Below are 24,624 nucleotides of genomic sequence, written 5' to 3' on the forward strand. Positions count from 1 at the left end.
CTCCGTTTTATCTCCCAGTCCTGGGTCGGCTGAGATGCGTTCCCGACGCTCTCAGCCTCCGGCCGTTCCCGACGTCCGGACCCTGGCCAGTCGGAGAGAAAACGGAGGCGATTTAAGCCGGAACCGAGCCTCGCTTCAAACTTATAGCCACGCTGAACATAAAAATTGCTGTAAGTCCCAAAGCCACGCCCTTGTTCCCGGCTCTCATCGCCCCCGGTTATGACCCAACTCAGGCGGGGTTGAGCTGCTGGGAGCAGCGAAAGAGAGCGATCGTCGGGAACGAATCGCGAACGACCCCGAATGTTTGGGTGATAGCCGGTGGGTTTACCGCTTCAGCGGCGATGAGCTCGCCGGGCGCCGGGGTTGTCAGGGAGATGGCGTTATCCCCCGGACACGTTCACTGTGTTCTGAACGTGCAGGGAAAATAGATCTATAGGTGAACGGAACATCTATGGGCTGGAATATTTCCTAAGAACAGACTTTAAGAATATTTCTTGGGAGACAGCCAGCCGAAAAGGGCAAACTAAACCACTGAACCCCACAGATCGTACTCATCCGCGTTCTCAACCTTCACGCGGACAACGTCGCCAGGCTTCAGCTTCGTTTCGCCGTTCAGGTAAACCGCGCCGTCGATTTCCGGTGCGTCCGCCATGCTGCGGCCAATAGCCCCTTCTTCGTCCACTTCATCAACCATCACCAGAATCTCGCGGCCCACTTTTTCCTGCAGGCGCTCGGCGGAGATTTTCTGCTGCAGCTGCATAAAGCGGTTCCAGCGCTCTTCTTTCACTTCTTCCGGCACCTGGTCCGGCAGCTCGTTGGCGGTTGCGCCGTCAACCGGGCTGTACTTGAAGCAGCCTACACGATCCAGACGTGCTTCTTTCAGGAAGTCGAGCAGCATCTCGAAGTCTTCTTCGGTTTCACCCGGGAAGCCAACGATAAAGGTCGAACGCAGGGTTAAGTCCGGGCAGATTTCACGCCACTGCTTGATGCGCTGCAGCTGACGGTCCGCAGAGCCAGGGCGCTTCATCAGCCTCAGAATGCGCGGGCTGGCGTGCTGCAGCGGGATGTCGAGGTACGGCAGGATTTTGCCTTCCGCCATCAGCGGGATCACATCGTCAACGTGCGGATACGGGTAAACGTAGTGCAGACGAGTCCAGACGCCAAGCTTAGCCAATTGCTCGCACAGGCTAACCATGCTGGTTTTTACCGGCGCACCGTTCCAGAAGCCGGTGCGGTGCTTAACGTCCACGCCGTAGGCTGAGGTATCCTGGGAGATAACCAGCAGCTCTTTCACGCCGGCTTCTACCAGACGTTTCGCCTCCGCCAGCACGTCACCGATTGGACGGCTGTCCAGATCGCCACGCATGGACGGGATAATGCAGAAGGTGCAGCGATGGTTGCAGCCTTCGGAAATTTTCAGATACGCGTAGTGGCGCGGCGTCAGCTTCACGCCCTGTTCCGGCACCAGGCTCAGGAACGGGTTGTGCTGAGGTTTTGGCACGTAGTGGTGAACATGCTCCAGAACCTGCTCGTAGCTGTGCGGGCCGGTAATTTCCAGCACTTTCGGATGCACTTCACGGATCTGATCCACTTTGGCACCCAGGCAGCCGGTGACAATCACCTTACCGTTTTCGTTCAGCGCTTCGCCGATGGCTTCCAGAGATTCCTGCACGGCGCTGTCGATAAAGCCGCAGGTGTTGACGATAACCATGTCGGCGTCGTCGTAGCTTGGCACCACGTCATAACCTTCGGTGCGCAGTTCAGTCAGGATGCGTTCGGAGTCCACGAGATTTTTCGGGCAGCCGAGGGAGACAAACCCGATACGGGGCTGTTGGGTTACATTGCTCATAGCTTAAAAAGTGTTCAATTATTAGAAAGATTAGGGCAGCGATTCTACAGAGGTTAGTCGGGAATTTGTACTGGAGAATTGCAGCTCGCATTTTGTGCTTTTTTAGCGTCGTCGGCGGACATCCCTTTAACCATCGGCTTTGTGTGAAAGTTATCCAGCCATAAACCCCGTTTTATCACTCCGATTAATCCCATTGCAGATTTTAATTTCTCCTTAAATCAACTACCTGAGTATACCACTAAAATTGGTAGGTTTTGTGATAACGATCGTTTTTATTTGATTGATTGATAAAAACGATCAATTATCAGTAAGTTACAAAAATAAGGGAATATAAATGAACATGCAGCATTGGGCGCTGCCGATCTCCACTCTGGATGGGCAACTTTTAGGCGTTGAGCTCGAAACCCGCGTTGACGTTAACGGCTGTCGGATGTTAATCGCTCACGGAATGAAAGAAACGATTTTCCACCACTCTCTGCGTGAGGCGCAAAGCGACTGGCTCGAGAAAAAAGCCGGCTGGTTTACCGATAACAATCTTTTTTGCGTGGTGAAGGGAGAGCCCGGCTGTCTCGAACACGCGTTGCCGTTTATGAAATTTTTTAGCAACTCTCGTGCAGAGCACCTGTCATCGGGATTTTGGGTTGATGATATGGGCGGCAGAAACAGCAGCGCGCTGCCTCTGTTTACCGAGGGCTGCGAATGCGTTCGCTTCAACAAATCTTTTACCGAGCTGAATATTAGCCGGGCTATTTTCCCCGTGCTGCTCGCCAATCTCCGGCGTCATTGCGATAAGATTATCATACCGGTTTATTCCCGCCGGTATCACGACATGCTTAGCAAAGCTGGCGTCTGGGCGGTGCAGGGCCAGCAACGATCGGTTCACTTCAGCCACTGCGAGCTTTTACTTTCCCGGTTCTGATTTTTAACACTGTTCCCGGTAACAATTTTCTGCACCGGGTCACAGATTCAGCCATTGAGGATTGTGGCCCCGAATTTTGTTTTATATAACGAACTCACATTAAGGACGTCATCGGGCCAGACCTGAGCGAAACCTGACCAGCAGCATGTTGCATTACGCCGACATGCTGCTGGTCAGGTTTTTTTTTTGGCCCGGATATAACAAGACTCGCTGAGTGAAAGGTAAAAAATATGAATATCAAAGCATTAGCTGAGGATGTTTTACGGCTGGTCGGCGGCGAGAGCAACGTCGTCACGGTGGTGCACTGCGCGACCCGGCTACGTTTTTCTCTGCGCGATATCGGGCATGTGGATATCGCGGCGCTTGAACGTCTGGACGGGGTTATCACTACGATGCAGGCTTCCGGGCAATTCCAGGTGGTTATCGGTAACCGGGTCGCGGAGGTTTATCGCCAGATAGGCGAGATTTCGTCTTTGCTGGACGACAGCCGTTCCGAGCGGCAAAGCGGTCAATTCAGCCGCACCAATATCTTCAGCAAAATGATCGACATTATTTCGTCGATTTTCACCCCGCTGCTGGGGGCGATGGCCGCCTCGGGCGTACTGAAAGGGTTGCTCAGCATCGCGTTAAGCGAAGGCTGGATGAGCAAAACGGAAAGCACCTACATCATTTTAGCGGCGGCGGCAGACAGCCTATTTTACTTCCTGCCCATCATGCTGGCCATTACCACCGCGCGAAAATTTCAGGGCAATATCTACGTCGCCGTATCCATTGCCGGGGCGTTAATTTATCCGTCGATTATCGAACTGTTCAACACCAAAGCGGATGTGAGCTTCGCGGGGATCCCCGTGGTGTTGATGAAGTACAGCTCGACGGTTATCCCGATTATTCTGGCCGTCTGGGTGATGTGCCAGCTGGAGCGGCTGTTCAATAAGTCCATCCATGAAACGGTACGCAGCATCGTGACGCCGTTCCTGCTGCTGGTGATTATGGTGCCGTTGACGCTTATCACCATCGGGCCGATTGGTATTTACACCAGCGAATATGCGGCCAGCTTCTTCGTCATCATCTTTGGTTTCAATGCTATCCTGGCCGGGGCGCTGATTGCGGCAGTATGGCAGATTCTGGTTATCTTCGGCATGCACTGGGCCTTTACGCCGGTGATCATCAACGACATTACGACGATTGGGCGCAGCACGCTGAAGGCGGCTACGGTGCCTGCCGTTTTCGCTCAGGCGGGGGCGGTGCTGGCCGTGATGCTGAAAACAAAAAACAAGAAAATGAAGGCGCTAGCGGGCAGTACGTTTATTACCGCGCTGTTCGGTATTACTGAACCTGCGGTCTACGGCGTAACGCTCAAGCTTAAAAAGCCTTTTGTCTGCGCCGTGATAGCGGCTGCCGTAGGCGGCGGTATCGTGGGTTACTTTAACAGCGCGGCTATCTCAACCGGGATCCCAAGCCTGCTGACGCTGCCTATCTTCTACGGCGAAGGCTTTGGCGGTCTGATTCTGGGCATCTGTGTTTCCTTCGTCCTTGCCGCCGTACTGACCTGGATAGTCGGTTTTGAGGATATTCCTGAAGAGAAGCCACAGGTTAGCGACGCGGCATCAACAGCAACCCTTACACCAGCCTCCGCCGTGAGCGCAGAACAGATTGCTGCGCCGATGAGCGGAGAAATTGTTCCGCTCGAACAGGTTAACGATAAGGTTTTTTCGAGCGGCGTAGTGGGAGACGGACTGGCGATACGCCCGAACGGCAACCAGGTTTTCTCGCCGGTTGATGGCACCATCTCCGCCACCTTTGACTCCGGCCACGCACTGCAAATTCTCTCCAGCAACGGCGCTGAAGTGTTGATCCACGTTGGGCTTGATACCGTTCAACTGAACGGCGAACACTACCGCATTCACGTTAGCGAAAACCAGCAGGTTAAACGCGGTGATTTGCTGCTCGAATTCGATCGCGAAGCCATAGAAAAAGCGGGCTACGACACCATTACGCCGGTCATCGTCGCCAACGCCGACAGCTACCATCAGCTGCAAAAACAGACGCAATCGCAGGCCCGTGTCGGCGAAATGCTTCTCACTTTATCCTGAGCCATTAAGGAGCTACCTATGAGATACCGTGAACTGAAACCCTTCCCACAAGACTTTCTGTGGGGTGCATCAACGTCTGCCTATCAGGTTGAGGGTGCCTGGAATGAGGACGGAAAGGGGCTGTCGGTCATTGACGCGCGTGAAAGCTATCCGGAAGGCACCACGGATTTTAAGGTCGCCAGCGATCACTACCATCGCTACCGTGAGGATATCGCGCTTTTTGCCAGGCTGGGGTTCAAAACCTATCGCTTCTCTATCGCCTGGACGCGCATTATTCCCGACGGAACCGGTGAAGTTAACGCGGCCGGTATCGCCTTTTATCACAAGGTTATCGATGAGCTTCGGCTGCATAATATTGAACCGATAGTCACGATGTACCACTTTGATTTGCCCCAGGCGTTACAGGAAAAAGGCGGCTGGTATAACCGCGCCAGCGTCGACGCTTTTGCACGCTATGCCAACGTCCTGTTTGATGAGTTTGGCGATAAGGTGAAGTACTGGCTGACCATCAATGAACAGAACTTAATGATTTTGCAGGGCGAGGCGCTGGGCACGCTGGATCCAAAGCTTTCGACGCAGGCGGACAAAAAGAAGAACCTATATCAGCAAAACCATCACATGATGGTGGCCCAGGCGATGGCGATGCGCGACCTGCATACCAAATACCCCCATTCGAAGATTGGCCCCGCGCCGAATATCGCGGTGATTTACCCGGCCAGCAGTAAGCCGGAAGATGTTCAGGCCGCCTTTAACTACAATGCCATTCGCAACTGGCTGTACCTGGATATGGCGGCGAGAGGGGAATACAACACGTTGGCCTGGCGTTACATGGAAGAGAAAGGGTATACCCCGGAGATGCTGCCCGGCGATGCCGAGGTGCTGAAACGCGGTCGTCCCGATTTTATCGCCTTTAATTACTACACTACCCAGGCCGTAGAGGCGAGCCGCGGCGACGGCAATGACGAAGTGGTGCGCGGGGGGAACAAGCTCCTCAAGTCGGGTGAAGACGGCGTCCACCGTGGCGCTGCGAACCCTCATCTTCTCCGTACCCAGTTTGGCACAGAGATTGACCCGGTCGGGTTCCGCAATACGCTGCGGGAGATCTGGGATCGCTATCATTTACCGTTGCTGATTACGGAAAACGGGCTGGGGGCATTTGATAAGCTTGATGAAAACGAGGAAGTTCAGGATGACTATCGCATCGATTTTCTGCGGCTGCATATTGAACAGATGCAGCTGGCGATAACCGACGGCGTTAAGGTTTTTGGCTATACGCCGTGGTCGGCGCTGGATCTTATCTCTACCCATCAGGGGTGTTCAAAGCGTTACGGTCTAATCTATGTGAATCGCGATGAGTTTGACCTGAAAGATTTACGGCGTATCCCGAAGAAAAGCGCAGGCTGGTACTCTGACGTAATGAAAAATAACGGTTTGTCGGACTGACCGGACGTGGGCGGTAGCGCTGTAAAGCGGCCGCCCTGAATTGATAACCAGCGAGGTTACGGTGATTACCGTTCTAAAAGTTTTGAGCAATAACGCCGTTATTGCCTTAGATGCTAAACACGGTGAAATTGTGGCGCTGGGGCGGGGCATTGGCTTCGGCAAACGGGAAGGCGACCCGCTTCCAACCGAAGGCATTGAGAGCCAGTTCGTCAAGCAAAGCGGCGGCGTCGACGCGCTGTTAAGCGAACTGGTGAGCGCTATTCCACTGGAATGCCTGTTGATCACGCAAACGGTTCTCCGGCTGGCGCAGCAGCGCCTCGCCATTGATGTGCAGGAGTCGCTAATTTTTGCGCTCAGCGACCACATTAACTTTGCCGTACAGCGCCACAGAAAGGGGCATGCAATCAAGAATATGCTGCTTTGGGACATCAAAAAATTCTATGCGCCCGAGTTTGCTCTTGCGCAGGAGGCGGTCGAGTTAATCAACCTCAGGCTGGAGGTTGAGCTACCGGAAGATGAAGCCGGATTTATTGCTTTGCACCTGGCCAATGCCAAAGTGAACGATATGCAAAGTACCCTGCAAAGCGCCACGATAATCAAAGATATTCTGTCGATCGTTAAATACGAGCTGAAAATAAAATATGACGAAAACTCGGTTAATTACCAGAGAATGATTACCCATCTTAAGTTTTTCACCCTGCGGATGATGAACAAAAGCCCCGTCAATCATAAAGATAAAAGCCTCTATGACGGGATCAAAGAAGCGATGACCCAGTCCTGGCACTGCGCGCTGAAGATCAATGACTACCTCAGTAAGAACTACGCCTGCCCGCTGACGCTGGATGAAACCATGTTTTTGACGATTCATATCAACCGACTGCGCGAGTAGGCTGCGGGGCAAATGTAAAGCGGGTTGAGTAAGATCAAAAGGTGGGTAAAAGACACCACTGTCGCTCAAAAAACGACCATACTTTAACCGTGGATGATGGGTTAATCAGACACGGAGGAAAGTAATATGTCCGGACGTACACTTAAACACGATCTGCTGCAAAAGCTGCAGGCCGCGAAGGGAGAAATAGCCACCTATCTGGCATTGAGAAAGGCTAAAGGGTACATGTCAGTCGGCGAAAGTGAGCAGCTGCGCATGTGTCTGCTTGATTTATGCCATCGGTGCCGTGATGCGGCGTTTGTGCTGCAGGCGAGCCTGATGGAGGATGAAAAGGATGATTTTCGCCATGCCGTTGAGGCGTGTTCATCCGTTGCGATTTGCCTGATGAGCGGGCGTAAAGATTGCCCGCAGTACATCTCGGTAGATGCGGCGAAGCTTGAAACCGGCCTGAAGCAACTGACTCAGAGCCTGAACGCGCTGGCAGCACGCGGTAAGGCCGTGGAAGCCTGACCAAACCGATCGCGGGGAGCCTGTCACGCTCCCCGTTTTTAATGTTATGTAAAAGCGAGCGTCCAATTTCCCCCGGCGGCTACCCTTAACGGATAGCCAAAATCAGGAGATTGCCATGACGCCGTTCCCGTCCCGCACGCTTATCGCCGCCACGCTGCTTTTCTCTTCCTCTTATGCTCTGGCCGCAGAAACCAAAGTCGACGTGCTGCAAACCAACCTGCCTCATCCCTGGGCGCTGGACTTTCTGCCCGATAACCAGGGCATGCTGATTACCCTGCGTGATGGGCAACTTCACCGCTGGCAGCCAGACGTGGGGATATCTCAGCCGATCGGCGGCGTACCTCCGGTTTGGGCGCATGGACAAGGCGGCTTACTGGACGTTGTTCTTGCCCCTGATTTCGCCAGCAGCCGCCGCGTGTGGCTGAGCTTTGCCGAAGGCGGTAGCGACAATAAAGCCGGTACCGCCGTGGGATTCGGCACTCTGAGTCAGGACATGAAGCGGCTGGAGAACTTTAAGGTTGTGTTCCGCCAGACGCCAAAACTCTCCACCGGTAACCATTTCGGCGGGCGTATGGCGTTTGACGGCAAAGGTCATCTGTTTATCGCCCTTGGAGAAAACAACGAGCGCGCGACCGCGCAAGACCTCGAGAAACTCCAGGGTAAGGTCGTGCGCCTCAACGCCGACGGTTCTGTGCCGCAGGACAATCCGTTTGTGGGCAAGCAGGGCGTCCGGCCGGAAATCTGGTCATACGGTCACCGCAACCCGCAGGGATTAGCCATTAATCCGGCCAACGGCGAGCTGTGGCTGAATGAGCACGGCCCACGAGGCGGGGATGAAATCAACATTCCGGAAGCCGGAAAAAACTACGGCTGGCCGCTTGCCACCTGGGGAATTAACTACAGCGGGCTAAAAATTCCGGAAGCCAAAGGTGGGGAAGTCGAGGGCACCGAGCAGCCGGCGCATTACTGGAAGGTTTCCCCGGCGATAAGCGGGATGGCGTTTTATCAGGCCGATACCTTCCCGCAGTGGAAAGGCAAACTGTTTATCGGCGCGCTAAAGGAAAAGAACCTGATTGAGCTGACGCTTAACGGCGACAAGGTGACGGGTGAGCAGCGTCTGCTGGGCGATCGTAACAAGCGTATCCGCGATGTGCGCGTCGGCCCGGACGGCTATTTGTACGTCCTGACCGACGAGTCCGACGGCGAGTTGCTAAAACTCAGCCCGTCAGCTTAGTGGGATCATAATGACTTTCTGGAACGCCGGGCGCTGTGTCAGCTGCTGATACCAGCGCTGCAGGTTTGGCACCGCATCCCACGGAATATCGAGGTTGAGCAGGCTGTAAATTTGCGGACCAAAGGCGATATCGCCGGTGCCGAATGCGTCTCCGCCAAGCCACGGCTGTTTTGCCAGTTCGGCATCCGCAATGGCAAACAGCTTGTTGCAGGCGACGATACCGCGGTCAATTTGCTCCTGGCTCCGCTGTTCAGGCGGCAGGCGTACCATATTGAAGAAGACGTCGCGGTAAGGGCCGGACACCGCCGTGGCAGACCAGTCCATCCATTTTTCCCCTTTGGCGCGTTCGGCGGGGACGTTCACCCATAGCGAGTCTCGGCCATACTCTGCGGCCAGGTAACGCACAATGGTATTGGACTCCCAAAGCGTCAGCCCGTGTACATCATCATGAATACACGGCACCAGCCCGTTCGGGTTCATCGCCAGATACTCAGCGTCGTGCGTCAGGCCAAATTGGCCCCCCGCGGGAACGGAACGGTATGGCAGCTTCAGCTCTTCCAGACACCACAGCACTTTTTTGACATTGGTGGAATTATCTCTACCCCAAACGGTAATCATGATGGTTCCTTTTTTACAGGTGGAGGTTGAGTATCGCGCAACTTGATGGCGGAAACACCACAACGTCTCAACCAAAGCTAAAAAAATAAGCGTGACGGCGGCAAGTCAGCCGGATATCGAATAAACTTAACAAACTTTACCAACTCTATGTTTCTTTAAGTGGATTCGTGCGTTATTACTCACATCCTGACATATGGGTGGCGGCGCGCGCCGTGATTTTTTAAGAATGGATACTCAGGTGGTTTTATGAATAGCTTGCAAATGCCTGCAACGTTACGTGCTTTCGTCGCGGGGACAACCCTGCTGCTGGTGGCCGCTCCTGCGCTGAGCGCTGAACAGACCGCAGCTGCGCCCCAGGTCGATGCCAAAGCCTGGATTTTGATGGATTATGCCAGCGGAAAAGTGCTGGCTGAAGGAAACGCCGACGACAAGCTCGATCCGGCAAGTCTGACCAAAATAATGACCAGCTACGTAGTCGGGCAGGCATTAAAAGCGGGCAAAATTCACCTTACCGATATGGTTACCATCGGAAAAGACGCCTGGGCAACCGGCAACCCGGTGCTGCGCGGCTCTTCGCTGATGTTCCTGAAACCTGGCGATAAAGTCTCGGTGGAAGACCTGAACAAGGGCGTTATCATTCAGTCCGGGAACGACGCCAGCATCGCCATTGCCGACTATGTGGCGGGCAGCCAGGATTCGTTCGTCAGCCTGATGAACAACTACGCGCAGAAGCTCAACCTCACCAACACCACCTTTAAAACCGTGCATGGCCTCGACGCGCCGGGCCAGTTCAGTACCGCGCGTGACATGGCGCTGCTGGGACGTGCGCTGGTTCACGACGTGCCGGACGAGTATGCGGTTCACAAAGAAAAAGAGTTCACCTTCAACAATATCAAGCAGCCAAACCGCAACCGCCTGCTGTGGAGCTCTAATCTGAACGTTGACGGTATGAAAACCGGCACGACGGAAGGTGCTGGCTACAACCTGGTTGCCTCGGCGACCTCCGGCGATATGCGTCTGGTTTCCGTTGTGCTGGGCACCAAAACCGACCGTATCCGTTTTAACGAAAGTGAAAAGCTGCTGACCTGGGGCTTCCGCTTCTTCGAAACCGTGACGCCGATTAAGCCGGATGCCACTTTCGTGACCCAGCGCGTTTGGTTTGGTGATAAGCGCGAAGTTAATCTTGGCGCGGGCGAAGGTGGATCGGTGACTATCCCTCGCGGACAGCTGAAAAACCTGAAAGCCAGCTTTACGCTGAACGAGCCGCAGCTCACCGCACCGCTGAAGAAAGGGCAGGCGGTCGGCACCATCGACTTCCAGCTTAACGGTAAATCTATTGAACAGCGTCCGCTGTTGGTGATGGAGCCGGTAGAAGAGGGCGGCTTCTTTAGCCGTATGTGGGACTTCGTGCTGATGAAATTCCACAGCTGGTTTGGCAGCTGGTTCTCTTAAGCGCTACCACTCCAGCCTGATGCTTTCCGCCGTGGCGTACGCCACAAACTCTGCGGCGGGAGGCTGATTACTGATGATGGCGTCAAACGCCGTCAGCGGTCCCATACAGGCGGCGCGTACTTTGCCAAATTTGGTGCTATCGACCACCAACACAGACCGTTGAGCCATACTCAACGCCCAGTGTTTGACAGGTAATTCATCAAGATTAAAACAGGTTGCGCCGTGGCGTTGGTGGACTCCTGCTGCAGAAAGAAAGGCAACATCCGGGCAGATATTACCAAGGCACTCCTGGAAATTGATCGGCTTAAAAATCGCATTGCTGGCGTGAAACTCGCCGCCGCTTAAAATCACCCGGCAGTTGGGTTTATCCTGCAGCGCCAAAAAAGTGTTCAGCGAATAACAAACCCCGGTAAACACCAGTTCATCATCCAGTGCATCAATAATATAAGGCGTGGTCGTGCCACAGTCGAAAAACACCGTTTGATGCGGTTGCACATGCCGTGCGGCAAGCTGCGCGGCATGGCGCTTTTCATCCACCTGACGTGTTTTTTGGTCGCTTAGCAGGTAGTGGCTGGCACTCGCACTGCGGGGCTCTAGTACGACATAGCCACCCAGCAGAACGACCTGGCCCGGCGCGTTGTTAAGGTCGCGGCGGATGGTCATTTCGGACACGCCGAGCAGCTGTGCGGCTTCTTTTAGATGAATTTTATCGCTGCGCTTTAGCGCCTGAACCAGGCGGTTAATACGCTCGTCACGGCGGGTTTCCATAGTGGCCTCTGAACATTAAAAAGCCCCGCTAAGGCAGGGCTTTAGTTAACGCATTTTACCTTCCGCAAGAGACTTAGTCACGCACCCAGCCTTTACGGATAGGCAGCGCAAAGCAAAAACGGTAGATCAGGTGCAGGCGCTGGTGAATCTGCGGCCCGCGCAGGTTCCAGACCAGCTGCGACAGCAGGCAGGCACTCATGCCGACCAGCAGACCACCGAGCATATCCAGCGGCCAGTGCACGCCGAGATAAACGCGGGACCAGGCAATCGCACAGCCGATAACAAACAGCAAAATACCGGACCAGACGCGGTGCCAGCACAGGAAGGCCAGCGCAAAGGTGAAGATCACCGTGCCGTGGTCGCTTGGAAATGAATCATCCGGCGCATGATGCAGGAAGTTATAGCCAATACCGGCAACGAACGGGCGAGCGTGCGGGAACAGCTGGCCAATAATCCACGAGAGCGCCACGCTAATCCCCAGCGCCATTCCGGTTTTGATAACCATCTGCCGCTGGGCGGTCATCTGCTTACGTTGACCCCATAGCCAGAGAATTGCGATCAGCAGCGGGACGATACTGATCAGATCCCGCGCGAAGAATATTGCCAACTTGATAATCCACTCAGGAGACGCCGGAGTGGCATTAATGAGCAAAAACAGATTCTGGTTGAGACTTTCCATCATAACTTGTCCTGTTCCTTAACTAACCAGGTGGAAATCACGCCGTAAAGCGCCACCTGGGTTAACCATACCCACCAACCTGCCCACAGGTTGTGGCTGAAAAAATGCGCGCCGCGCATCACCTGACCGTATCCCATGCTCAAGCCAAGAAAGACGCCAAAGCCGAGGAAAAACCACGCCAGGCGCGGGCGTTCACGGTAAAACAAGAAAAACAGCGCCATCACGCCAAAGCCGCTGGAGGCATGGCCCCCGGGGAAGCATCTTCCCGGCCCGCTGTCCGCCGGGACTGCGCCAAATAGCGGGTACGAAACCGCATTGCCGCCGTACTCCAGCAGGCTCCACGGGCAAGAGTGCGCGCTGAACCCCTTTAGGATGCCGACGGTTAACGCGCCCAGGCCAACCAGCAGAGCGACCACAACCAGCCGCGGCTGGCGGCGCCCGAGCCCCCATAGCAAGGCGATGGCACCCCCCGCAATCACCAGGTCTTTTAACAAGCGGTGATTGACTAAATCCAACAGCCGATCGTTTTGCAGCGGGAAGCTGTGCGTTGCCGCATCGAACCAGTATCCTGTCAGCCAGCGATCCAGTCCCTCATCTCTTGAAAGCCAGCTAAAAACGGCAGCCAGTATTATCAAGATGAAAAGCTGGAAAAGATAGAAGCGCGGCGGCAGTCGGTAAAGAAGTTTTGTCTTATTTACCATTGGTTTAGGAAAACTTGTCATCATGTAAATGGCGGGTACCGTACGGGCTTCAGTTGAATGGCAGCAGAATATTCATCACAGATTAAGAAATCCTTAATACAATTGGGTTATGATAAGGGCGCATTTACAACCTGTGCTTTTCATTTGTCGTTTACTACCATCCGTGCGGGCAATTTAATACACTCTGCGCGTTTTTTTATCTTCTGAGTTCCTAATGCAAAATAATACGATAGCTAACAAATCGTTAGGCCGTCAGGCATTGCTGTTTCCGCTTTGCCTGGTGCTCTACGAATTCTCAACCTATATCGCCAACGACATGATCCAGCCGGGCATGCTGGCGGTTGTGGACCAATACCAGGCGGGCGTTGAATGGGTTCCTACGTCGATGACTGCCTATCTGGCGGGGGGGATGTTCCTGCAGTGGCTGCTCGGGCCGCTGTCTGACCGTATTGGCCGCCGTCCGGTGATGCTGACCGGTGTGGTGTGGTTCATCATGACCTGCCTGGCAACGCTGCTGGCGCAAAATATCGAACAATTTACGTTTCTGCGTTTCCTGCAGGGAATAAGCCTGTGCTTTATCGGCGCAGTGGGTTATGCCGCTATTCAGGAATCCTTTGAAGAGTCGGTGTGCATTAAAATTACCGCTCTGATGGCGAACGTGGCGCTGATTGCGCCTTTGCTGGGGCCGCTGGTGGGCGCCGCGTGGATCCACGTTGCGCCATGGGAAACAATGTTTGTACTGTTTGCCGTGCTGGCAGCGGTATCTTTCTTCGGTTTGCATAAGGCGATGCCGGAAACCGCGACGCGTCTCGGCGAGAAGCTCTCGCTTCCCGAATTGGGCCGTGACTATAAACTGGTGCTGAAGAATATTCGCTTTGTTGCTGGCGCGCTGGCGACCGGATTTGTCAGCCTGCCGCTGCTGGCGTGGATTGCCCAATCTCCGGTGATTATCATCAACGGTGAGGGCCTTAGCAGCTATGAATATGGCCTGCTGCAGGTACCGATTTTCGGTGCGCTGATCCTCGGTAACCTGGTATTGGCAAAACTCACCGCGCGCCGCAGCGTGCGCAGCCTGATTATTATGGGCGGCTGGTGGATTGTGCCCGGCCTGATTGTGGCCGCGGTGGCAACGGTGGTTTCTTCCCACGCTTATCTGTGGATGACCGCAGGCCTGAGTCTTTATGCCTTCGGTATCGGCCTGGCGAACGCAGGCCTGGTGCGCCTGACGCTGTTTGCCAGCGACATGAGTAAAGGTACGGTGTCGGCGGCGATGGGGATGCTGCAGATGCTTATCTTTACGGTCGGTATTGAGCTGAGCAAGCATATCTATCAGTTCGGCGGCAATGGGCTGTTCAGCCTGTTTAACCTGCTGGGCGGCGTGCTCTGGCTTGGCTTAATGGTGGTGTTCCTGAAGGATAAAACCGTCGGCCAGGCGCGAGACGCCTGATAAATAAAAACCCCGGAAATCCGGGGTTTTTATTGGCTTACTTAACCGCCATGCCCGGTTGGGCACCGCTGTCCGGGCTCAGCAGGAAAATATCTTTTCCGCCAGGACCTGCGGCCATCACCATCCCTTCAGAGACACCAAAGCGCATCTTACGTGGGGCGAGGTTGGCCACCATCACGGTCAGGCGACCTTCCAGCTTCGACGGGTCAGGATAAGCGGTACGAATACCGGAGAAGACGTTGCGTTTCTCGCCCCCGAGGTCAAGCGTCAGGCGCAGCAGCTTGTCGGAGCCTTCTACGCATTCCGCTTTCTCAATCAGCGCGATGCGCATATCCACCTTCGCGAAGTCATCAAAGGTGATGGTCTCCTGAATCGGATCGTCCGCCAGCGGGCCGGTCACCGGCGTGGAATTCAGCGCCTTAACTTCTTCTTTAGACGCTTCTACCAGCGCTTCCACCTGTTTGGTTTCAATGCGGTTATACAGCGCCTTGAAGCTGTTTACTTTGTGGTTCAGCAGCGGCGTGGCGATGCTGTCCCAGCTCAGTTCGGCGTTCAGGAACGCTTCTGCACGTTCGGTCAGCGACGGCAGAACCGGCTTCAGCCAGGTCATCAGTACGCGGAACATATTCAGGCCCATGGTGCAGATGGTCTGCAAATCGGCATCACGGCCTTCCTGCTTAGCCACCACCCACGGAGCCTGCTCGTCCACGTAGCGGTTGGCGATATCCGCCAGCGCCATGATTTCGCGGATCGCGCGACCAAATTCGCGGCTGTCCCACGCTTCACCGATGCTTTCTGCCGCATCGGTGAAGGTTTTGTACAGTTCAGCATCGGCAATCTCTGCCGCCAGCATGCCGTCAAAACGCTTGGCGATGAAGCCGGCGTTACGGGAGGCAAGGTTCACCACTTTGTTGACGATGTCGCTGTTCACGCGCTGCACGAAGTCTTCCAGGTTAAGGTCGATATCGTCGATGCGGGAAGACAGTTTCGCGGTGTAGTAGTAGCGCAGGCTGTCGGCATCGAAGTGCTTCAGCCAGGTGCTGGCTTTGATGAAGGTACCGCGAGACTTGGACATCTTCGCGCCGTTTACCGTCACGTAGCCGTGCACAAACAGGTTGGTCGGCTTGCGGAAGTTGCTGCCTTCCAGCATGGCTGGCCAGAACAGGCTGTGGAAGTAAACGATGTCTTTGCCGATGAAGTGGTACAGCTCGGTGCTGGAATCTTTCTTCCAGTATTCGTCGAAGCTGGTGGCGTCGCCGCGCTTATCGCACAGGTTCTTAAAGGAACCCATGTAGCCGATCGGCGCATCCAGCCAGACGTAGAAATATTTGCCCGGTGCGTTCGGGATTTCGAAGCCGAAGTAAGGCGCATCGCGGGAGATATCCCACTGCTGCAGGCCGGACTCGAACCACTCCTGCATCTTGTTAGCCACCTGCTCCTGCAGCGCGCCGCTGCGGGTCCACGCCTGCAGCATTTCGCTGAAGGAGGGCAGGTCGAAGAAGAAGTGCTCGGAATCACGCATTTCAGGCGTCGCGCCGGACACCACGGATTTCGGATCGATAAGTTCGGTTGGGCTGTAGGTTGAGCCGCACACTTCGCAGTTATCGCCGTACTGATCCGGGGCTTTACATTTCGGGCAGGTGCCTTTGACAAAACGGTCCGGCAGGAACATGCCTTTTTCCGGATCGTAGAGCTGAGAAATAGTGCGGTTCTTGATAAAACCGTTCTCTTTCAGGCGGCCATAAATCAGCTCCGACAGCTCGCGGTTCTCGTCGCTGTGCGTGGAGTGGTAGTTGTCATAGCTGATGTTAAAACCTGCAAAATCAGTCTGATGTTCCTGACTCATTTCGGTAATCATCTGCTCCGGGGTAATTCCCAGCTGCTGAGCTTTCAGCATGATAGGCGTGCCGTGGGCGTCGTCTGCGCAGATGAAGTTAACCTCGTTGCCGCGCATTCGTTGGTAACGGACCCAGACATCAGCCTGAATATGCTCCAGCATGTGACCGAGGTGGATTGAGCCGTTTGCGTACGGCAGGGCGCACGTTACCAATATTTTTTTCGCGGGTTGAGTCATAGTGGGAATTGCATCTTCTGATTTAAAAAAGGGGATTCGATATTACCGGATTGGCAATTGTTTAGTAACCCCAAAGCCCGCAATAACCGCACATGAATAGGCGGCGCGGTTTCTGGTATGCTTAGCGGATTGCAATGTCCGATAAAAACATAAGGAGTCGGGATGAATTCGCAATCCCCGTCCAGCAAGTCCCCGGAACAGCTACGCGCGATGGTCGCCGGGACCCTGGCCAATTTTCAGCACCCTACCTTGAAGCACAATCTCACCGCGTTGAAAGCGCTGCACCATGTGGCGATGCTTGACGACACGCTGCACGTCGAGCTGCAGATGCCGTTTGTCTGGCAAAGCGGATTTGACGTCCTGAAAGAGACCTGCAGTTCAGACCTGCTGCGGATCACCGGCGCGAAAGCGGTGGACTGGAAGCTGCATCACCACATTGCCACGCTCAAGCGGGTTAAAAACCAGCCCGGCGTTAACGGCGTAAAAAATATCATTGCCGTTAGCTCCGGCAAAGGCGGCGTGGGGAAATCGACCACTGCGGTAAACGTGGCGCTGGCTTTGGCGGCAGAAGGGGCCAAAGTCGGTATTCTCGATGCCGATATTTATGGCCCGTCGATCCCAACCATGCTGGGCGCTGAGCACGAACGCCCAACGTCACCGGACGGCAAACACATGGCGCCAATCGTGGCGCATGGCCTGGCGACCAACTCGATTGGTTACCTCGTCACCGACGAAAACGCCATGGTGTGGCGCGGCCCGATGGCCAGCAAGGCTTTGATGCAGATGCTGCAGGAAACCCTGTGGCCTGACCTGGATTACCTGGTCATCGATATGCCGCCGGGCACCGGTGATATCCAGCTGACGCTGGCGCAGAACATCCCGGTAACCGGGGCGATGGTCGTCACCACGCCGCAGGACATTGCGCTGATTGACGCCCGCAAAGGGATCGTGATGTTCGAGAAGGTTGAGGTGCCGGTGGTGGGCATCGTTGAGAATATGAGCATTCATATTTGCAGCAACTGCGGCCACCAGGAGCCTATCTTTGGGACGGGCGGCGCTGAGAAACTGGCGCAGCAGTATCACACTACGCTGCTGGGCCAGCTGCCGCTGCACATTACGCTGCGCGAAGACCTGGATGCCGGTAAGCCGACGGTCATCAACCGCCCGGAAAGCGACATCACCACGCTGTACCGTGAACTGGCCGGCCGCGTGGCGGCTCAGCTTTACTGGAACGGGGAAGTGATCCCAAGCGAGATCGCCTTCAGAGCGGTGTAAAAATTTAATCTCTCTCCCTTAGCCGCAACATTGCTTCTTATTTCTCCCTCGCCCCTTTGGGGAGAGGGTTGGGTTGAGGGGAGGAGAGATTATTTTCAGGAGGTGAGGGGGCTACTTCAGCACATAATGCAGTAAATAATACTCACCGTCCGGCCCGTCTCCCGGTGCCTCAATATGCCAGCCGTTACGCCGATAAAACTCAATCGCGTATTCATTTTTCGCCAGGCACTTTAGCGACCCCGTGCCGGTAAATTCACTCTGCACTTTCTCCAGCAACGCCTTGCCCGCACCCGTACCCTGAGATGCCGGGCTGACGAACAGGTTATGCAAAAAGTTGTCCTGAACCCAGACGGAAGCGAAGCCAATGCGGTGCCCGTTTTCTTCGGCTACCCAGATGCGTTCATCCTGAGTGGCGCTGTCAAAGTCTTCGAGCTGCCAGGTGCTGCTATCCAGCCAGGGCCAGGCTTTTCGGCGGGCGTGGAGATAAAGGGTACGTAAGAAAGGGCGGTCAGATTCTTGCCAAAGTCGTAGTATCAAATGGTTGCCTTTTAGGATAAAAATTAGCCCATCGAGTCTACCCTTAAGCCTGAGCGTTGCCAATAAACAGCCGCCAATGACGTGACAAGCGGATAAATCCGCCTGGATTATGTTACAACGCGGTCGCTTCTCTATATACTGCCCGCTTTTGGACCCTGAGATTGCCCCATGTTGAATAATGACGTACTGCTAAGCGTTCGCTATATGCTGAACCTGAATAACGACGGAATCGTTAAGATCCTTGCCCTGACCGGCACCGACGTCCCCGCTGAACAAATCGTTCCGTGGCTGAAGAAAGAGGACGAAGAGGGCTTCAAAGCCTGCCCGGATCTGATCATGGCAAACTTTCTCAACGGTCTGATCTACTTCAAACGTGGCAAAGATGAAAGCAAGCCGGAGCCGAAGCTTGAGCGTCGGATGACCAACAACATTATCCTGAAAAAGCTGCGTATTGCTTTTGAGCTGAAGTCTGACGACGTGCTGGAGATCCTGACCGCCCAGCAGTTCCGCATCTCTATGCCGGAAATTACCGCCATGATGCGTAACCCGGATCATAAAAACTACCGCGAGTGCGGCGATCAGTTCCTGCGCTACTTCCTGCGCGGCCTGACCCAGCGTCTGAAGCCTGCGAAACCGGAATAAGACGATGCGCGGGTGAGGCTCTCTCACCCGCCAGATAAAAGCCTTGATGCGTTACTTTTCTGTCGGAATAATTTCCCCGTGAGCCCGGTGTTTACCGGTCCAGCTGACGGAAGGGCTGCCGTCAGGCATCAGCGCAATAGATAACACCACGCCCTGACCACGCGCCTCATAGAAGTTATCGTTGACCTTCTTCAGCGCCATCTGCTTGCCGTTGAGGTACACCGGCCCCCCGTTATCGATATGCACATCCCCCGGCGCACCGTGTCCGTTGAACAGCGGCAGGGCGGCGTTTGCCAGGCCGCTGATCAGGCCCAGCGACAGCATCAACATTTTCAGCTTGCTCATCAGTCATTCACTCATCTGTCTTATCAGTAATTAATTTCATCGCGGAATAATACAACTTCTATTATTCGCGGGCGGCTATCTTGCGCTTTCGGCTGAGCGCTACCTTGACGTGAATCAACCAGGCCAATGCCGGCGGATGAATTTTTTGCACGATCGATGACGGCAGCTGAAGTCCAAAGGGGATAACTGCCGTTATCCCCAATTCTACCGCGTTGGACTTAGTTCAGGTGGGCACGAAGCTCGCCTGCGGCCTGGGCAAGGGCGGTGCGCACGGTGGGTTCTTCGCTAATTGCGTTCAGCAGGCCGTAATCGTGGATCATCCCGTTATAGCGGGTGACGGTCACCGGCACGCCCGCTGCGTCAAGCTTGCGACCAAAAGCTTCACCTTCATCGCGCAGTACGTCGAGTTCCGCCGTCTGAATCAAGGTTGGCGGCAGGCCTTTCAACTGCTCGCGGCTGGCTTCCAGCGGAGAGGCGAGAATATTGCGGCGATCGCTCTCTTTCGTGGTGTAGCTATCCCAGAACCATTTCATCATGTTTTTACTCAGGAAATAGCCGTTTGAGAACTGGTTATAGGATCTGGTATCAAAGCGAGCATCGGTCACCGGCCACAGCATGACCTGGTAGCGAATCGCCGGGGTATGCTGGGCTTTGGCCTGCAGCGCTACGGCGGCAACCATATTCCCGCCCACGCTGTTTCCGGCCAGCGCCAGGCGGCTGCCGTCTACGCCAATTTCGCTGCCGTGTTCGGCAACCCAGCGGGTGGCTTCATAGGCCTGATTGATGGCAACAGGGAAGTGCGCTTCCGGCGACGGGGTGTAGTTCACGAACACCGCCGCAGCGCCCGATTCTGCCACTAAATCACGCACCAGGCGCTCATGGGTCTGGAAGTCGCCCAGCACCCAGCCGCCGCCGAGGAAGAACATAAATACCGGCAGCGTGCCGCTGGCGTTTTCCGGCTTGACGATGGTCAGCGTCAGGGGTTTGCCGCCAACGGTAATTGTCTTTTCAGAGACCTCGGCGGCGGGCAGTCTGGCCCCTTTCTGGGCGCCGATCAGTACCTGACGCGCGGCCTGCGGGGTGAGCTGCTCGATGGGTTTACCGCCACCGCTGTTTAAAACGGAGAGGAATTTACTCACGCCAACCGTCGGGGCAGGCGCATCGGCGGCGAAAGCAGAGGTAAGGCTTGAGGCGGTTAAACCCATGGCTATCAGTAATGAGCGTGACATATTATCTCCTTTGCGATTGTATTGTGTGCTATTTAATTGGGGCTGAAACGCCGTAATGTGGCGCTGACTGCGAATGAATTTAAATAGTGCGCTATGTTATTGCAAGCTATTTAATTTGGGTGGCACGAGGGAGAAGGTTTATTAATTGATTATTAACATGAAATATTTGTGTCAGTACAGCGTGGCCTCGCGCATCATCTCGATAAGCCTTCTCAGGCCAGGATGAGGCTGCCTGCGGCTCGGGTAATACATCACCATCGGCTCGTCTTCACAGACCCATTCCGGGATAACCTGCACCAACTGGCCGCTTTCCAGCAGAGGGCGAACTCGTACGTCCAGGCAATACGCCAGGCCAAAGCCGTTTAAGGCGGTGTCGATGATCATTTCACTTTCGTTAAGAATCAGCGAACCGGGCACATCCAGCGCCAGCGCCTCTTTGCCCCGGTTAAGCTCCCACTTGTAAAGCGTGCCGTTGCCGAGCCGCATGCGGATGCACTGATGCCCAAACAGATCGTCCGGGTGAGACAGAGGCAGGTGAGCGCTATTTTTCAAATACTCGGGTGAGGCGACAACAATCCACCGGAGCTTGCGCGTCACCGGCATGGCAATCATATCTTTGGGGACGCTCTCGCCGTAGCGAATCCCGGCGTCATAGCCGCTGCCGATAATATCGACCAGAGTGTTGTCGACGGTTATTTCCATCTGAAGCCGTGGATACAGGGACATAAATTTCGCCAGCACCGGGGCAAACAGCAGCTGTGCGGCGTCTCGCGGAATATTAATCCGCAGCCGCCCGACCGGGGATTCACGGTAATGATCGAGCTCATCGAGCGCCATGCGGATATGGGAAAAACCGGTTTCCAGGTGGCCAAGCAGGGCTTCGCCTGCGTCGGTTGGCACCACGGAACGGCTGGTGCGGTTGAGCAGGCGAACCCCGAGTCGTTCTTCCAGCCCGCGCATGGTATGGCTCAGCGCCGAGGTGGAAACGCCCAGCTCGGAGGCCGCCAGGCGGAAGCTTTTGCGGCGGCAAATAGTTAAAAAAACGTTGAGATCGGCAAGCTCGCCGCGGACCGGAGCAGGCATAAAAGTGGCCTTCGTCATCAAAGGTTCGTTGAAATTAATTCAACTTAACATGAGTTATTATAAGTTCACAGAACAGACAGGGGTAATTATGGCAATCGAAACGATTCACATTGCGGGCATCACCGAGCCGGTCAGCCGTATCGGCCTGGGAACGTGGGCCATTGGCGGCAGCATGTGGGGCGGCAGCAACGACGAGCAGTCGATTGCCACGCTGCATGAGGCGCTGGAGCGCGGCATCAACCTTATCGACACCGCGCCCGTTTATGGCTTCGGGCATTCGGAAGAGGTGGTGGGCAAAGCGCTGGCAGGCCGCCGTGACAGGGCTATTATTGCCACCAAGGTGGCGTTGGACTGGGACGATGCAGGCCGCGTCACGCGCAACTCCACGCCGCAGCGCATTCGTCAGGAAATAGAAGACTCGCTCCGCCGCCTGCAAACGGATTACATTGACCTGTACCAGGTTCACTGGCCGGACGATTTGGTGGCGATTGACGAAACCGCACGCGTGCTCGAAACGCTACACCAGCAGGGGAAGTTCCGCGCGCTGGGCGTCAGCAACTATTCGCCAGCGCAGATGGACAGATTCCGCAGTGTGGCTCCGCTGGCGACGATGCAGCCGCCGCTGAACCTGTTTGAACGTGGCGAAACCGAAACGGAGCTGCTGCCGTACGCAAAATATCACCAGATGGTCGTGCTGGCCTATGGCGCGATTTGCCGTGGCCTGCTGTCAGGCCGCATGACGCCAGAAACCGTATTTGGTGAAGGCGACTTGCGCAGCTTCGATCCTAAATTCCAGCCGCCGCGCTTTGCGCAGTATCTGGCGGCGGTCGAAGCGTTGAAAGCGTTTGCCGCAGAGCGTTACGGCAAGAGCGTGATGGCGCTGGCGCTGCGTTGGGTTCTCGATGCGGGTCCAACCATCGCGCTGTGGGGCGCTCGCCGTCCGGAACAGCTAAACGGGGTGGAAGATGTTTCCGGTTGGACGTTGACCGCCGAAGACAAACGCGACATCGACGCCATTTTAGCTGAGCACATTAGCGCGCCGCTGGGGGCTGAATTTATGGCGCCTCCGCACCGTAAAACATCGCTTTAGTACTCTCTCGCGCCCCGAGCGAATCCGCGCCGGGGCGTATTTTGTTGTTCACCTGCACAAGTTAAAAACTATGTCATCACTTAATGAACAGGCTCAGGAACAGGGGGCCGATGTGGTTTCCCTGTCGCGTTCGGGGCTGCTGAAAGCGCTGTTCGCGCTCGGCATGGGCGGCTTCGCCATCGGTACCGGCGAATTCGTCATCATGGGATTGCTGCCCGATGCCGCTAACGGGCTGCATGTTTCCATTCCTTCTGCGGGCCACCTGATCAGCATTTATGCGCTGGGCGTGGTGATCGGTGCTCCGCTGCTGGCGGTGCTTGGCGCCCGCATGGCGCGGCGTGATTTTCTGATTGCCCTGATGGGCATGTTCGCCGTGGGCAACCTGCTGAGCGCTTTTGCGCCCGGCTACTACTCAATGATGCTGGCGCGCTTCCTGGCCGGTTTCCCGCACGGCACGTTCTTTGGCGTCGCGGCACTGCTGGCGGCAAGCCTCGTTGAACGCTCGAAGCGCGCACAGGCGGTGTCGATGGTATTGCTGGGCCTGACGATAGCCAACTTACTCGGCGTGCCTGCGGTGGCGGCCATCGGCCAGCTGTTCGGCTGGCGCAGCGCGTTTGCCATCGTGGGCGGGCTTGCCGTACTGACGCTGATTCTGGTGTGGGCTTGGGTTCCCTGGCGTGCCGGGGATAAAGACGCCAGCCCGCTGCGCGAACTGACCGCGCTGACCCGCAAGCAGGTGCTGCTGACGCTGGCTATTGGCGCCATTGGCAGCGGCGGGATGTTCTCCGTCTTCAGCTACGTTAAACCAACGATGCTGGAGCTGGCGCATCAGTCTGTTGGCATGATCCCGGTTATCTTGTCGATGTTTGGCCTGGGCATGATTGTCGGCAATATCGTCGGCGGCCGTCTGGCAGATCGCGGGCTGGAGAAAACCGTTCGCCTGCTGCTGATTTGGGCGATCCTGGTGCTCAGCGCTTATGTTTACACCTCGCATTACCCGTGGCTTGGCGCGGTAACCGTGATGCTGGTGGGCACCATGGTGTCGCTCTCCTCGGTGCTGCAAATTCGCCTGATGGACGTCGCCGGTGATGCGCAAACCATGGCCGCGGCGATGAACCACTCGGCGTTTAACATCGCCAACGCGCTGGGCGCCTGGCTTGGCGGGGTGACTATTTCAGCCGGGTTTGGCTGGGAGTCCACCGGCTGGGTCGGCGCTATTCTGGCGGTCTTCGGCCTGCTTATTCATACCTGGGCGGTTGTTGACGCCAAAAAACATCCCCCGTTAGCACATTGAGGTTTCGATCGTGACAGTCAGTTTAGCTCTTGCAGAAGCGCTGCTCGCCAGCGTGAAAACGGCGGTGGAAACCCACCGCTTTCCACCCGTTTCAGCCGTAGTGCTGGACGGCGGCGGCCATTTAACGGCCTTTGCCCGCATGGACGGGACTTTCCTGGCAACCATTGATATCGCCATGCGCAAAGCGCGCACGGCTGTGTTGTTCCAGGCTAACAGCGAAGATGTCGGCGTTAATTTGCATCCGAACGGTCCGGCGTATTCTCTGGAGAACAGCAACGGCGGTCTGGTAGGCATTGACGGCGGCATCCCGCTGCGAAACGCCGAGGGCGCGGTTATCGGCGCTATTGGCGTGTCGGGAGCGACCAAAGAACAGGACGGGAAAATCGCCGCTTTTGCGGTGGAAGCTGTGTTCGGGAGCCGTGCTTAAATGACCAAAAGGAGCGCATGTCGCTC

Annotated in this window: 23 protein-coding genes; 13 read left to right on the top strand and 10 right to left on the bottom strand. The window is 55.5% G+C overall.

Annotated elements, in window-relative coordinates; translation table 11 throughout:
• Nucleotides 1–523: 523 nt before the first annotated feature.
• Nucleotides 524–1,849: a 30S ribosomal protein S12 methylthiotransferase RimO gene (rimO, locus tag VGM55_RS10315; protein WP_331635404.1), complete on the bottom strand. Its 1,326-nt coding sequence runs from the start codon at nucleotides 1,847–1,849 to the stop codon at nucleotides 524–526.
• Between the two features lie 334 nt (nucleotides 1,850–2,183).
• Between rimO and VGM55_RS10320 the strand changes: the two genes are divergently transcribed.
• The 6 genes from VGM55_RS10320 (at nucleotide 2,184) to VGM55_RS10345 (ending at nucleotide 8,937) form a co-directional block, all read left to right on the top strand.
• Nucleotides 2,184–2,768: a hypothetical protein gene (locus VGM55_RS10320; protein ID WP_154188036.1), complete on the top strand. Its 585-nt coding sequence runs from the start codon at nucleotides 2,184–2,186 to the stop codon at nucleotides 2,766–2,768.
• Between the two features lie 230 nt (nucleotides 2,769–2,998).
• Complete coding sequence (locus VGM55_RS10325; RefSeq protein WP_154188035.1) at nucleotides 2,999–4,861, top strand: beta-glucoside-specific PTS transporter subunit IIABC; 1,863 nt, start codon at nucleotides 2,999–3,001, stop codon at nucleotides 4,859–4,861.
• Nucleotides 4,862–4,879: 18 nt separating this feature from the next.
• On the top strand, nucleotides 4,880–6,304 hold the full coding sequence (locus VGM55_RS10330; RefSeq protein ID WP_331635405.1) for a glycoside hydrolase family 1 protein: 1,425 nt from the start codon (nucleotides 4,880–4,882) through the stop codon (nucleotides 6,302–6,304).
• Nucleotides 6,305–6,368: 64 nt separating this feature from the next.
• Nucleotides 6,369–7,193 carry a BglG family transcription antiterminator LicT gene (gene licT / locus VGM55_RS10335; protein ID WP_331635421.1) on the top strand — a complete coding sequence of 275 codons (825 nt, stop codon included), beginning with the start codon at nucleotides 6,369–6,371 and terminating at the stop codon, nucleotides 7,191–7,193.
• A gap of 126 nt (nucleotides 7,194–7,319) precedes the next feature.
• Nucleotides 7,320–7,703 (top strand): biofilm formation regulator BssR, encoded by a 384-nt coding sequence (locus tag VGM55_RS10340; protein WP_154188032.1) that lies wholly within the window; start codon nucleotides 7,320–7,322, stop codon nucleotides 7,701–7,703.
• Nucleotides 7,704–7,818: 115 nt separating this feature from the next.
• On the top strand, nucleotides 7,819–8,937 hold the full coding sequence (locus tag VGM55_RS10345) for a PQQ-dependent sugar dehydrogenase (RefSeq protein WP_331635406.1): 1,119 nt from the start codon (nucleotides 7,819–7,821) through the stop codon (nucleotides 8,935–8,937).
• Here VGM55_RS10345 and VGM55_RS10350 read toward each other — a convergent pair.
• Entirely contained in the window at nucleotides 8,929–9,555 is a 627-nt protein-coding gene (locus VGM55_RS10350; protein WP_154188030.1) for a glutathione S-transferase family protein, read from the bottom strand. The two genes, VGM55_RS10345 and VGM55_RS10350, sit on opposite strands and share 9 nt — an antisense overlap.
• A 261-nt stretch (nucleotides 9,556–9,816) precedes the next feature.
• On the opposite strand from VGM55_RS10350, the gene dacC reads away from it, so the two are divergent.
• On the top strand, nucleotides 9,817–11,007 hold the full coding sequence (gene dacC, locus VGM55_RS10355) for a serine-type D-Ala-D-Ala carboxypeptidase (RefSeq protein WP_154188145.1): 1,191 nt from the start codon (nucleotides 9,817–9,819) through the stop codon (nucleotides 11,005–11,007).
• 3 nt (nucleotides 11,008–11,010) lie between these two features.
• Here dacC and deoR read toward each other — a convergent pair whose 3' ends face one another.
• The 3 genes from deoR to VGM55_RS10370 form a co-directional block, all read right to left on the bottom strand.
• Nucleotides 11,011–11,775 (bottom strand): DNA-binding transcriptional repressor DeoR, encoded by a 765-nt coding sequence (deoR, locus tag VGM55_RS10360; RefSeq protein ID WP_154188029.1) that lies wholly within the window; start codon nucleotides 11,773–11,775, stop codon nucleotides 11,011–11,013.
• 73 nt (nucleotides 11,776–11,848) lie between these two features.
• Nucleotides 11,849–12,457, bottom strand: a complete 609-nt coding sequence (gene ybjG / locus VGM55_RS10365) for an undecaprenyl-diphosphate phosphatase (RefSeq protein WP_154188028.1) — start codon at nucleotides 12,455–12,457, stop codon at nucleotides 11,849–11,851.
• Complete coding sequence (locus VGM55_RS10370) at nucleotides 12,454–13,176, bottom strand: phosphatase PAP2 family protein (protein ID WP_331635422.1); 723 nt, start codon at nucleotides 13,174–13,176, stop codon at nucleotides 12,454–12,456. The genes ybjG and VGM55_RS10370 overlap by 4 nt, the downstream gene beginning before the upstream one ends.
• A 193-nt stretch (nucleotides 13,177–13,369) precedes the next feature.
• Between VGM55_RS10370 and VGM55_RS10375 the strand changes: the two genes are divergently transcribed.
• Nucleotides 13,370–14,602, top strand: coding sequence for an MFS transporter (locus tag VGM55_RS10375; RefSeq protein WP_331635407.1), 1,233 nt, complete (start codon nucleotides 13,370–13,372; stop codon nucleotides 14,600–14,602).
• Between the two features lie 37 nt (nucleotides 14,603–14,639).
• Here VGM55_RS10375 and metG read toward each other — a convergent pair whose 3' ends face one another.
• The gene (gene metG, locus VGM55_RS10380) at nucleotides 14,640–16,676 is read right to left on the bottom strand and encodes a methionine--tRNA ligase (protein ID WP_154188026.1); all 2,037 of its coding nucleotides are present in this window, start codon (nucleotides 16,674–16,676) and stop codon (nucleotides 14,640–14,642) included.
• A gap of 162 nt (nucleotides 16,677–16,838) precedes the next feature.
• Here metG and apbC point away from each other — a divergent pair, with 162 nt between their 5' ends.
• Nucleotides 16,839–17,951 (top strand): iron-sulfur cluster carrier protein ApbC, encoded by a 1,113-nt coding sequence (gene apbC / locus VGM55_RS10385; protein WP_154188025.1) that lies wholly within the window; start codon nucleotides 16,839–16,841, stop codon nucleotides 17,949–17,951.
• 111 nt (nucleotides 17,952–18,062) lie between these two features.
• On the opposite strand, the gene VGM55_RS10390 is transcribed toward apbC, so the two are convergent.
• A complete protein-coding gene (locus VGM55_RS10390) occupies nucleotides 18,063–18,488 on the bottom strand; it encodes a GNAT family N-acetyltransferase (RefSeq protein WP_154188024.1) in 426 nt (141 codons plus the stop codon).
• A gap of 168 nt (nucleotides 18,489–18,656) precedes the next feature.
• On the opposite strand from VGM55_RS10390, the gene VGM55_RS10395 reads away from it, so the two are divergent.
• The gene (locus tag VGM55_RS10395; protein ID WP_154188023.1) at nucleotides 18,657–19,130 is read left to right on the top strand and encodes a DUF1456 family protein; all 474 of its coding nucleotides are present in this window, start codon (nucleotides 18,657–18,659) and stop codon (nucleotides 19,128–19,130) included.
• 51 nt (nucleotides 19,131–19,181) lie between these two features.
• Here the strand turns inward: VGM55_RS10395 and VGM55_RS10400 are convergent, their stop codons facing one another.
• From VGM55_RS10400 to VGM55_RS10410, 3 genes are all read right to left on the bottom strand, one after another.
• Complete coding sequence (locus VGM55_RS10400; protein ID WP_331635408.1) at nucleotides 19,182–19,475, bottom strand: hypothetical protein; 294 nt, start codon at nucleotides 19,473–19,475, stop codon at nucleotides 19,182–19,184.
• A gap of 218 nt (nucleotides 19,476–19,693) precedes the next feature.
• Nucleotides 19,694–20,704, bottom strand: coding sequence for an alpha/beta hydrolase (locus VGM55_RS10405; protein ID WP_331635409.1), 1,011 nt, complete (start codon nucleotides 20,702–20,704; stop codon nucleotides 19,694–19,696).
• 171 nt (nucleotides 20,705–20,875) lie between these two features.
• The gene (locus VGM55_RS10410; RefSeq protein WP_331635410.1) at nucleotides 20,876–21,805 is read right to left on the bottom strand and encodes a LysR family transcriptional regulator; all 930 of its coding nucleotides are present in this window, start codon (nucleotides 21,803–21,805) and stop codon (nucleotides 20,876–20,878) included.
• A gap of 70 nt (nucleotides 21,806–21,875) precedes the next feature.
• On the opposite strand from VGM55_RS10410, the gene VGM55_RS10415 reads away from it, so the two are divergent.
• The 3 genes from VGM55_RS10415 to VGM55_RS10425 all read left to right on the top strand — a co-directional run bounded on the left by VGM55_RS10415 (nucleotide 21,876) and on the right by VGM55_RS10425 (nucleotide 24,598).
• Complete coding sequence (locus VGM55_RS10415; protein WP_154188021.1) at nucleotides 21,876–22,877, top strand: aldo/keto reductase; 1,002 nt, start codon at nucleotides 21,876–21,878, stop codon at nucleotides 22,875–22,877.
• A gap of 70 nt (nucleotides 22,878–22,947) precedes the next feature.
• Entirely contained in the window at nucleotides 22,948–24,171 is a 1,224-nt protein-coding gene (locus VGM55_RS10420; protein WP_154188020.1) for an MFS transporter, read from the top strand.
• A 10-nt stretch (nucleotides 24,172–24,181) separates the two neighbouring features.
• On the top strand, nucleotides 24,182–24,598 hold the full coding sequence (locus VGM55_RS10425; RefSeq protein ID WP_331635411.1) for a heme-binding protein: 417 nt from the start codon (nucleotides 24,182–24,184) through the stop codon (nucleotides 24,596–24,598).
• Nucleotides 24,599–24,624: the final 26 nt, after the last annotated feature.

Source organism: Cedecea sp. (genome assembly GCF_036500665.1).
GTDB lineage: Bacteria > Pseudomonadota > Gammaproteobacteria > Enterobacterales > Enterobacteriaceae > Cedecea.

Bases quoted from the DNA above. Each gene is read 5' to 3' on its own strand.
- VGM55_RS10325 (WP_154188035.1), top strand. From the start codon at position 2,999: ATGAATATCAAAGCATTAGCTGAGGATGTTTTACGGCTGGTCGGCGGC.
- metG (WP_154188026.1), bottom strand. From the start codon at position 16,676: ATGACTCAACCCGCGAAAAAAATATTGGTAACGTGCGCCCTGCCGTAC.
- rimO (WP_331635404.1), bottom strand. From the start codon at position 1,849: ATGAGCAATGTAACCCAACAGCCCCGTATCGGGTTTGTCTCCCTCGGC.
- apbC (WP_154188025.1), top strand. From the start codon at position 16,839: ATGAATTCGCAATCCCCGTCCAGCAAGTCCCCGGAACAGCTACGCGCG.
- VGM55_RS10400 (WP_331635408.1), bottom strand. From the start codon at position 19,475: ATGAGCAAGCTGAAAATGTTGATGCTGTCGCTGGGCCTGATCAGCGGC.
- VGM55_RS10340 (WP_154188032.1), top strand. From the start codon at position 7,320: ATGTCCGGACGTACACTTAAACACGATCTGCTGCAAAAGCTGCAGGCC.
- VGM55_RS10410 (WP_331635410.1), bottom strand. From the start codon at position 21,805: ATGACGAAGGCCACTTTTATGCCTGCTCCGGTCCGCGGCGAGCTTGCC.
- VGM55_RS10345 (WP_331635406.1), top strand. From the start codon at position 7,819: ATGACGCCGTTCCCGTCCCGCACGCTTATCGCCGCCACGCTGCTTTTC.
- VGM55_RS10420 (WP_154188020.1), top strand. From the start codon at position 22,948: ATGTCATCACTTAATGAACAGGCTCAGGAACAGGGGGCCGATGTGGTT.
- VGM55_RS10375 (WP_331635407.1), top strand. From the start codon at position 13,370: ATGCAAAATAATACGATAGCTAACAAATCGTTAGGCCGTCAGGCATTG.
- VGM55_RS10320 (WP_154188036.1), top strand. From the start codon at position 2,184: ATGAACATGCAGCATTGGGCGCTGCCGATCTCCACTCTGGATGGGCAA.
- deoR (WP_154188029.1), bottom strand. From the start codon at position 11,775: ATGGAAACCCGCCGTGACGAGCGTATTAACCGCCTGGTTCAGGCGCTA.
- VGM55_RS10405 (WP_331635409.1), bottom strand. From the start codon at position 20,704: ATGTCACGCTCATTACTGATAGCCATGGGTTTAACCGCCTCAAGCCTT.
- VGM55_RS10350 (WP_154188030.1), bottom strand. From the start codon at position 9,555: ATGATTACCGTTTGGGGTAGAGATAATTCCACCAATGTCAAAAAAGTG.
- VGM55_RS10395 (WP_154188023.1), top strand. From the start codon at position 18,657: ATGTTGAATAATGACGTACTGCTAAGCGTTCGCTATATGCTGAACCTG.
- VGM55_RS10370 (WP_331635422.1), bottom strand. From the start codon at position 13,176: ATGACAAGTTTTCCTAAACCAATGGTAAATAAGACAAAACTTCTTTAC.
- VGM55_RS10415 (WP_154188021.1), top strand. From the start codon at position 21,876: ATGGCAATCGAAACGATTCACATTGCGGGCATCACCGAGCCGGTCAGC.
- dacC (WP_154188145.1), top strand. From the start codon at position 9,817: ATGCCTGCAACGTTACGTGCTTTCGTCGCGGGGACAACCCTGCTGCTG.
- ybjG (WP_154188028.1), bottom strand. From the start codon at position 12,457: ATGATGGAAAGTCTCAACCAGAATCTGTTTTTGCTCATTAATGCCACT.
- VGM55_RS10330 (WP_331635405.1), top strand. From the start codon at position 4,880: ATGAGATACCGTGAACTGAAACCCTTCCCACAAGACTTTCTGTGGGGT.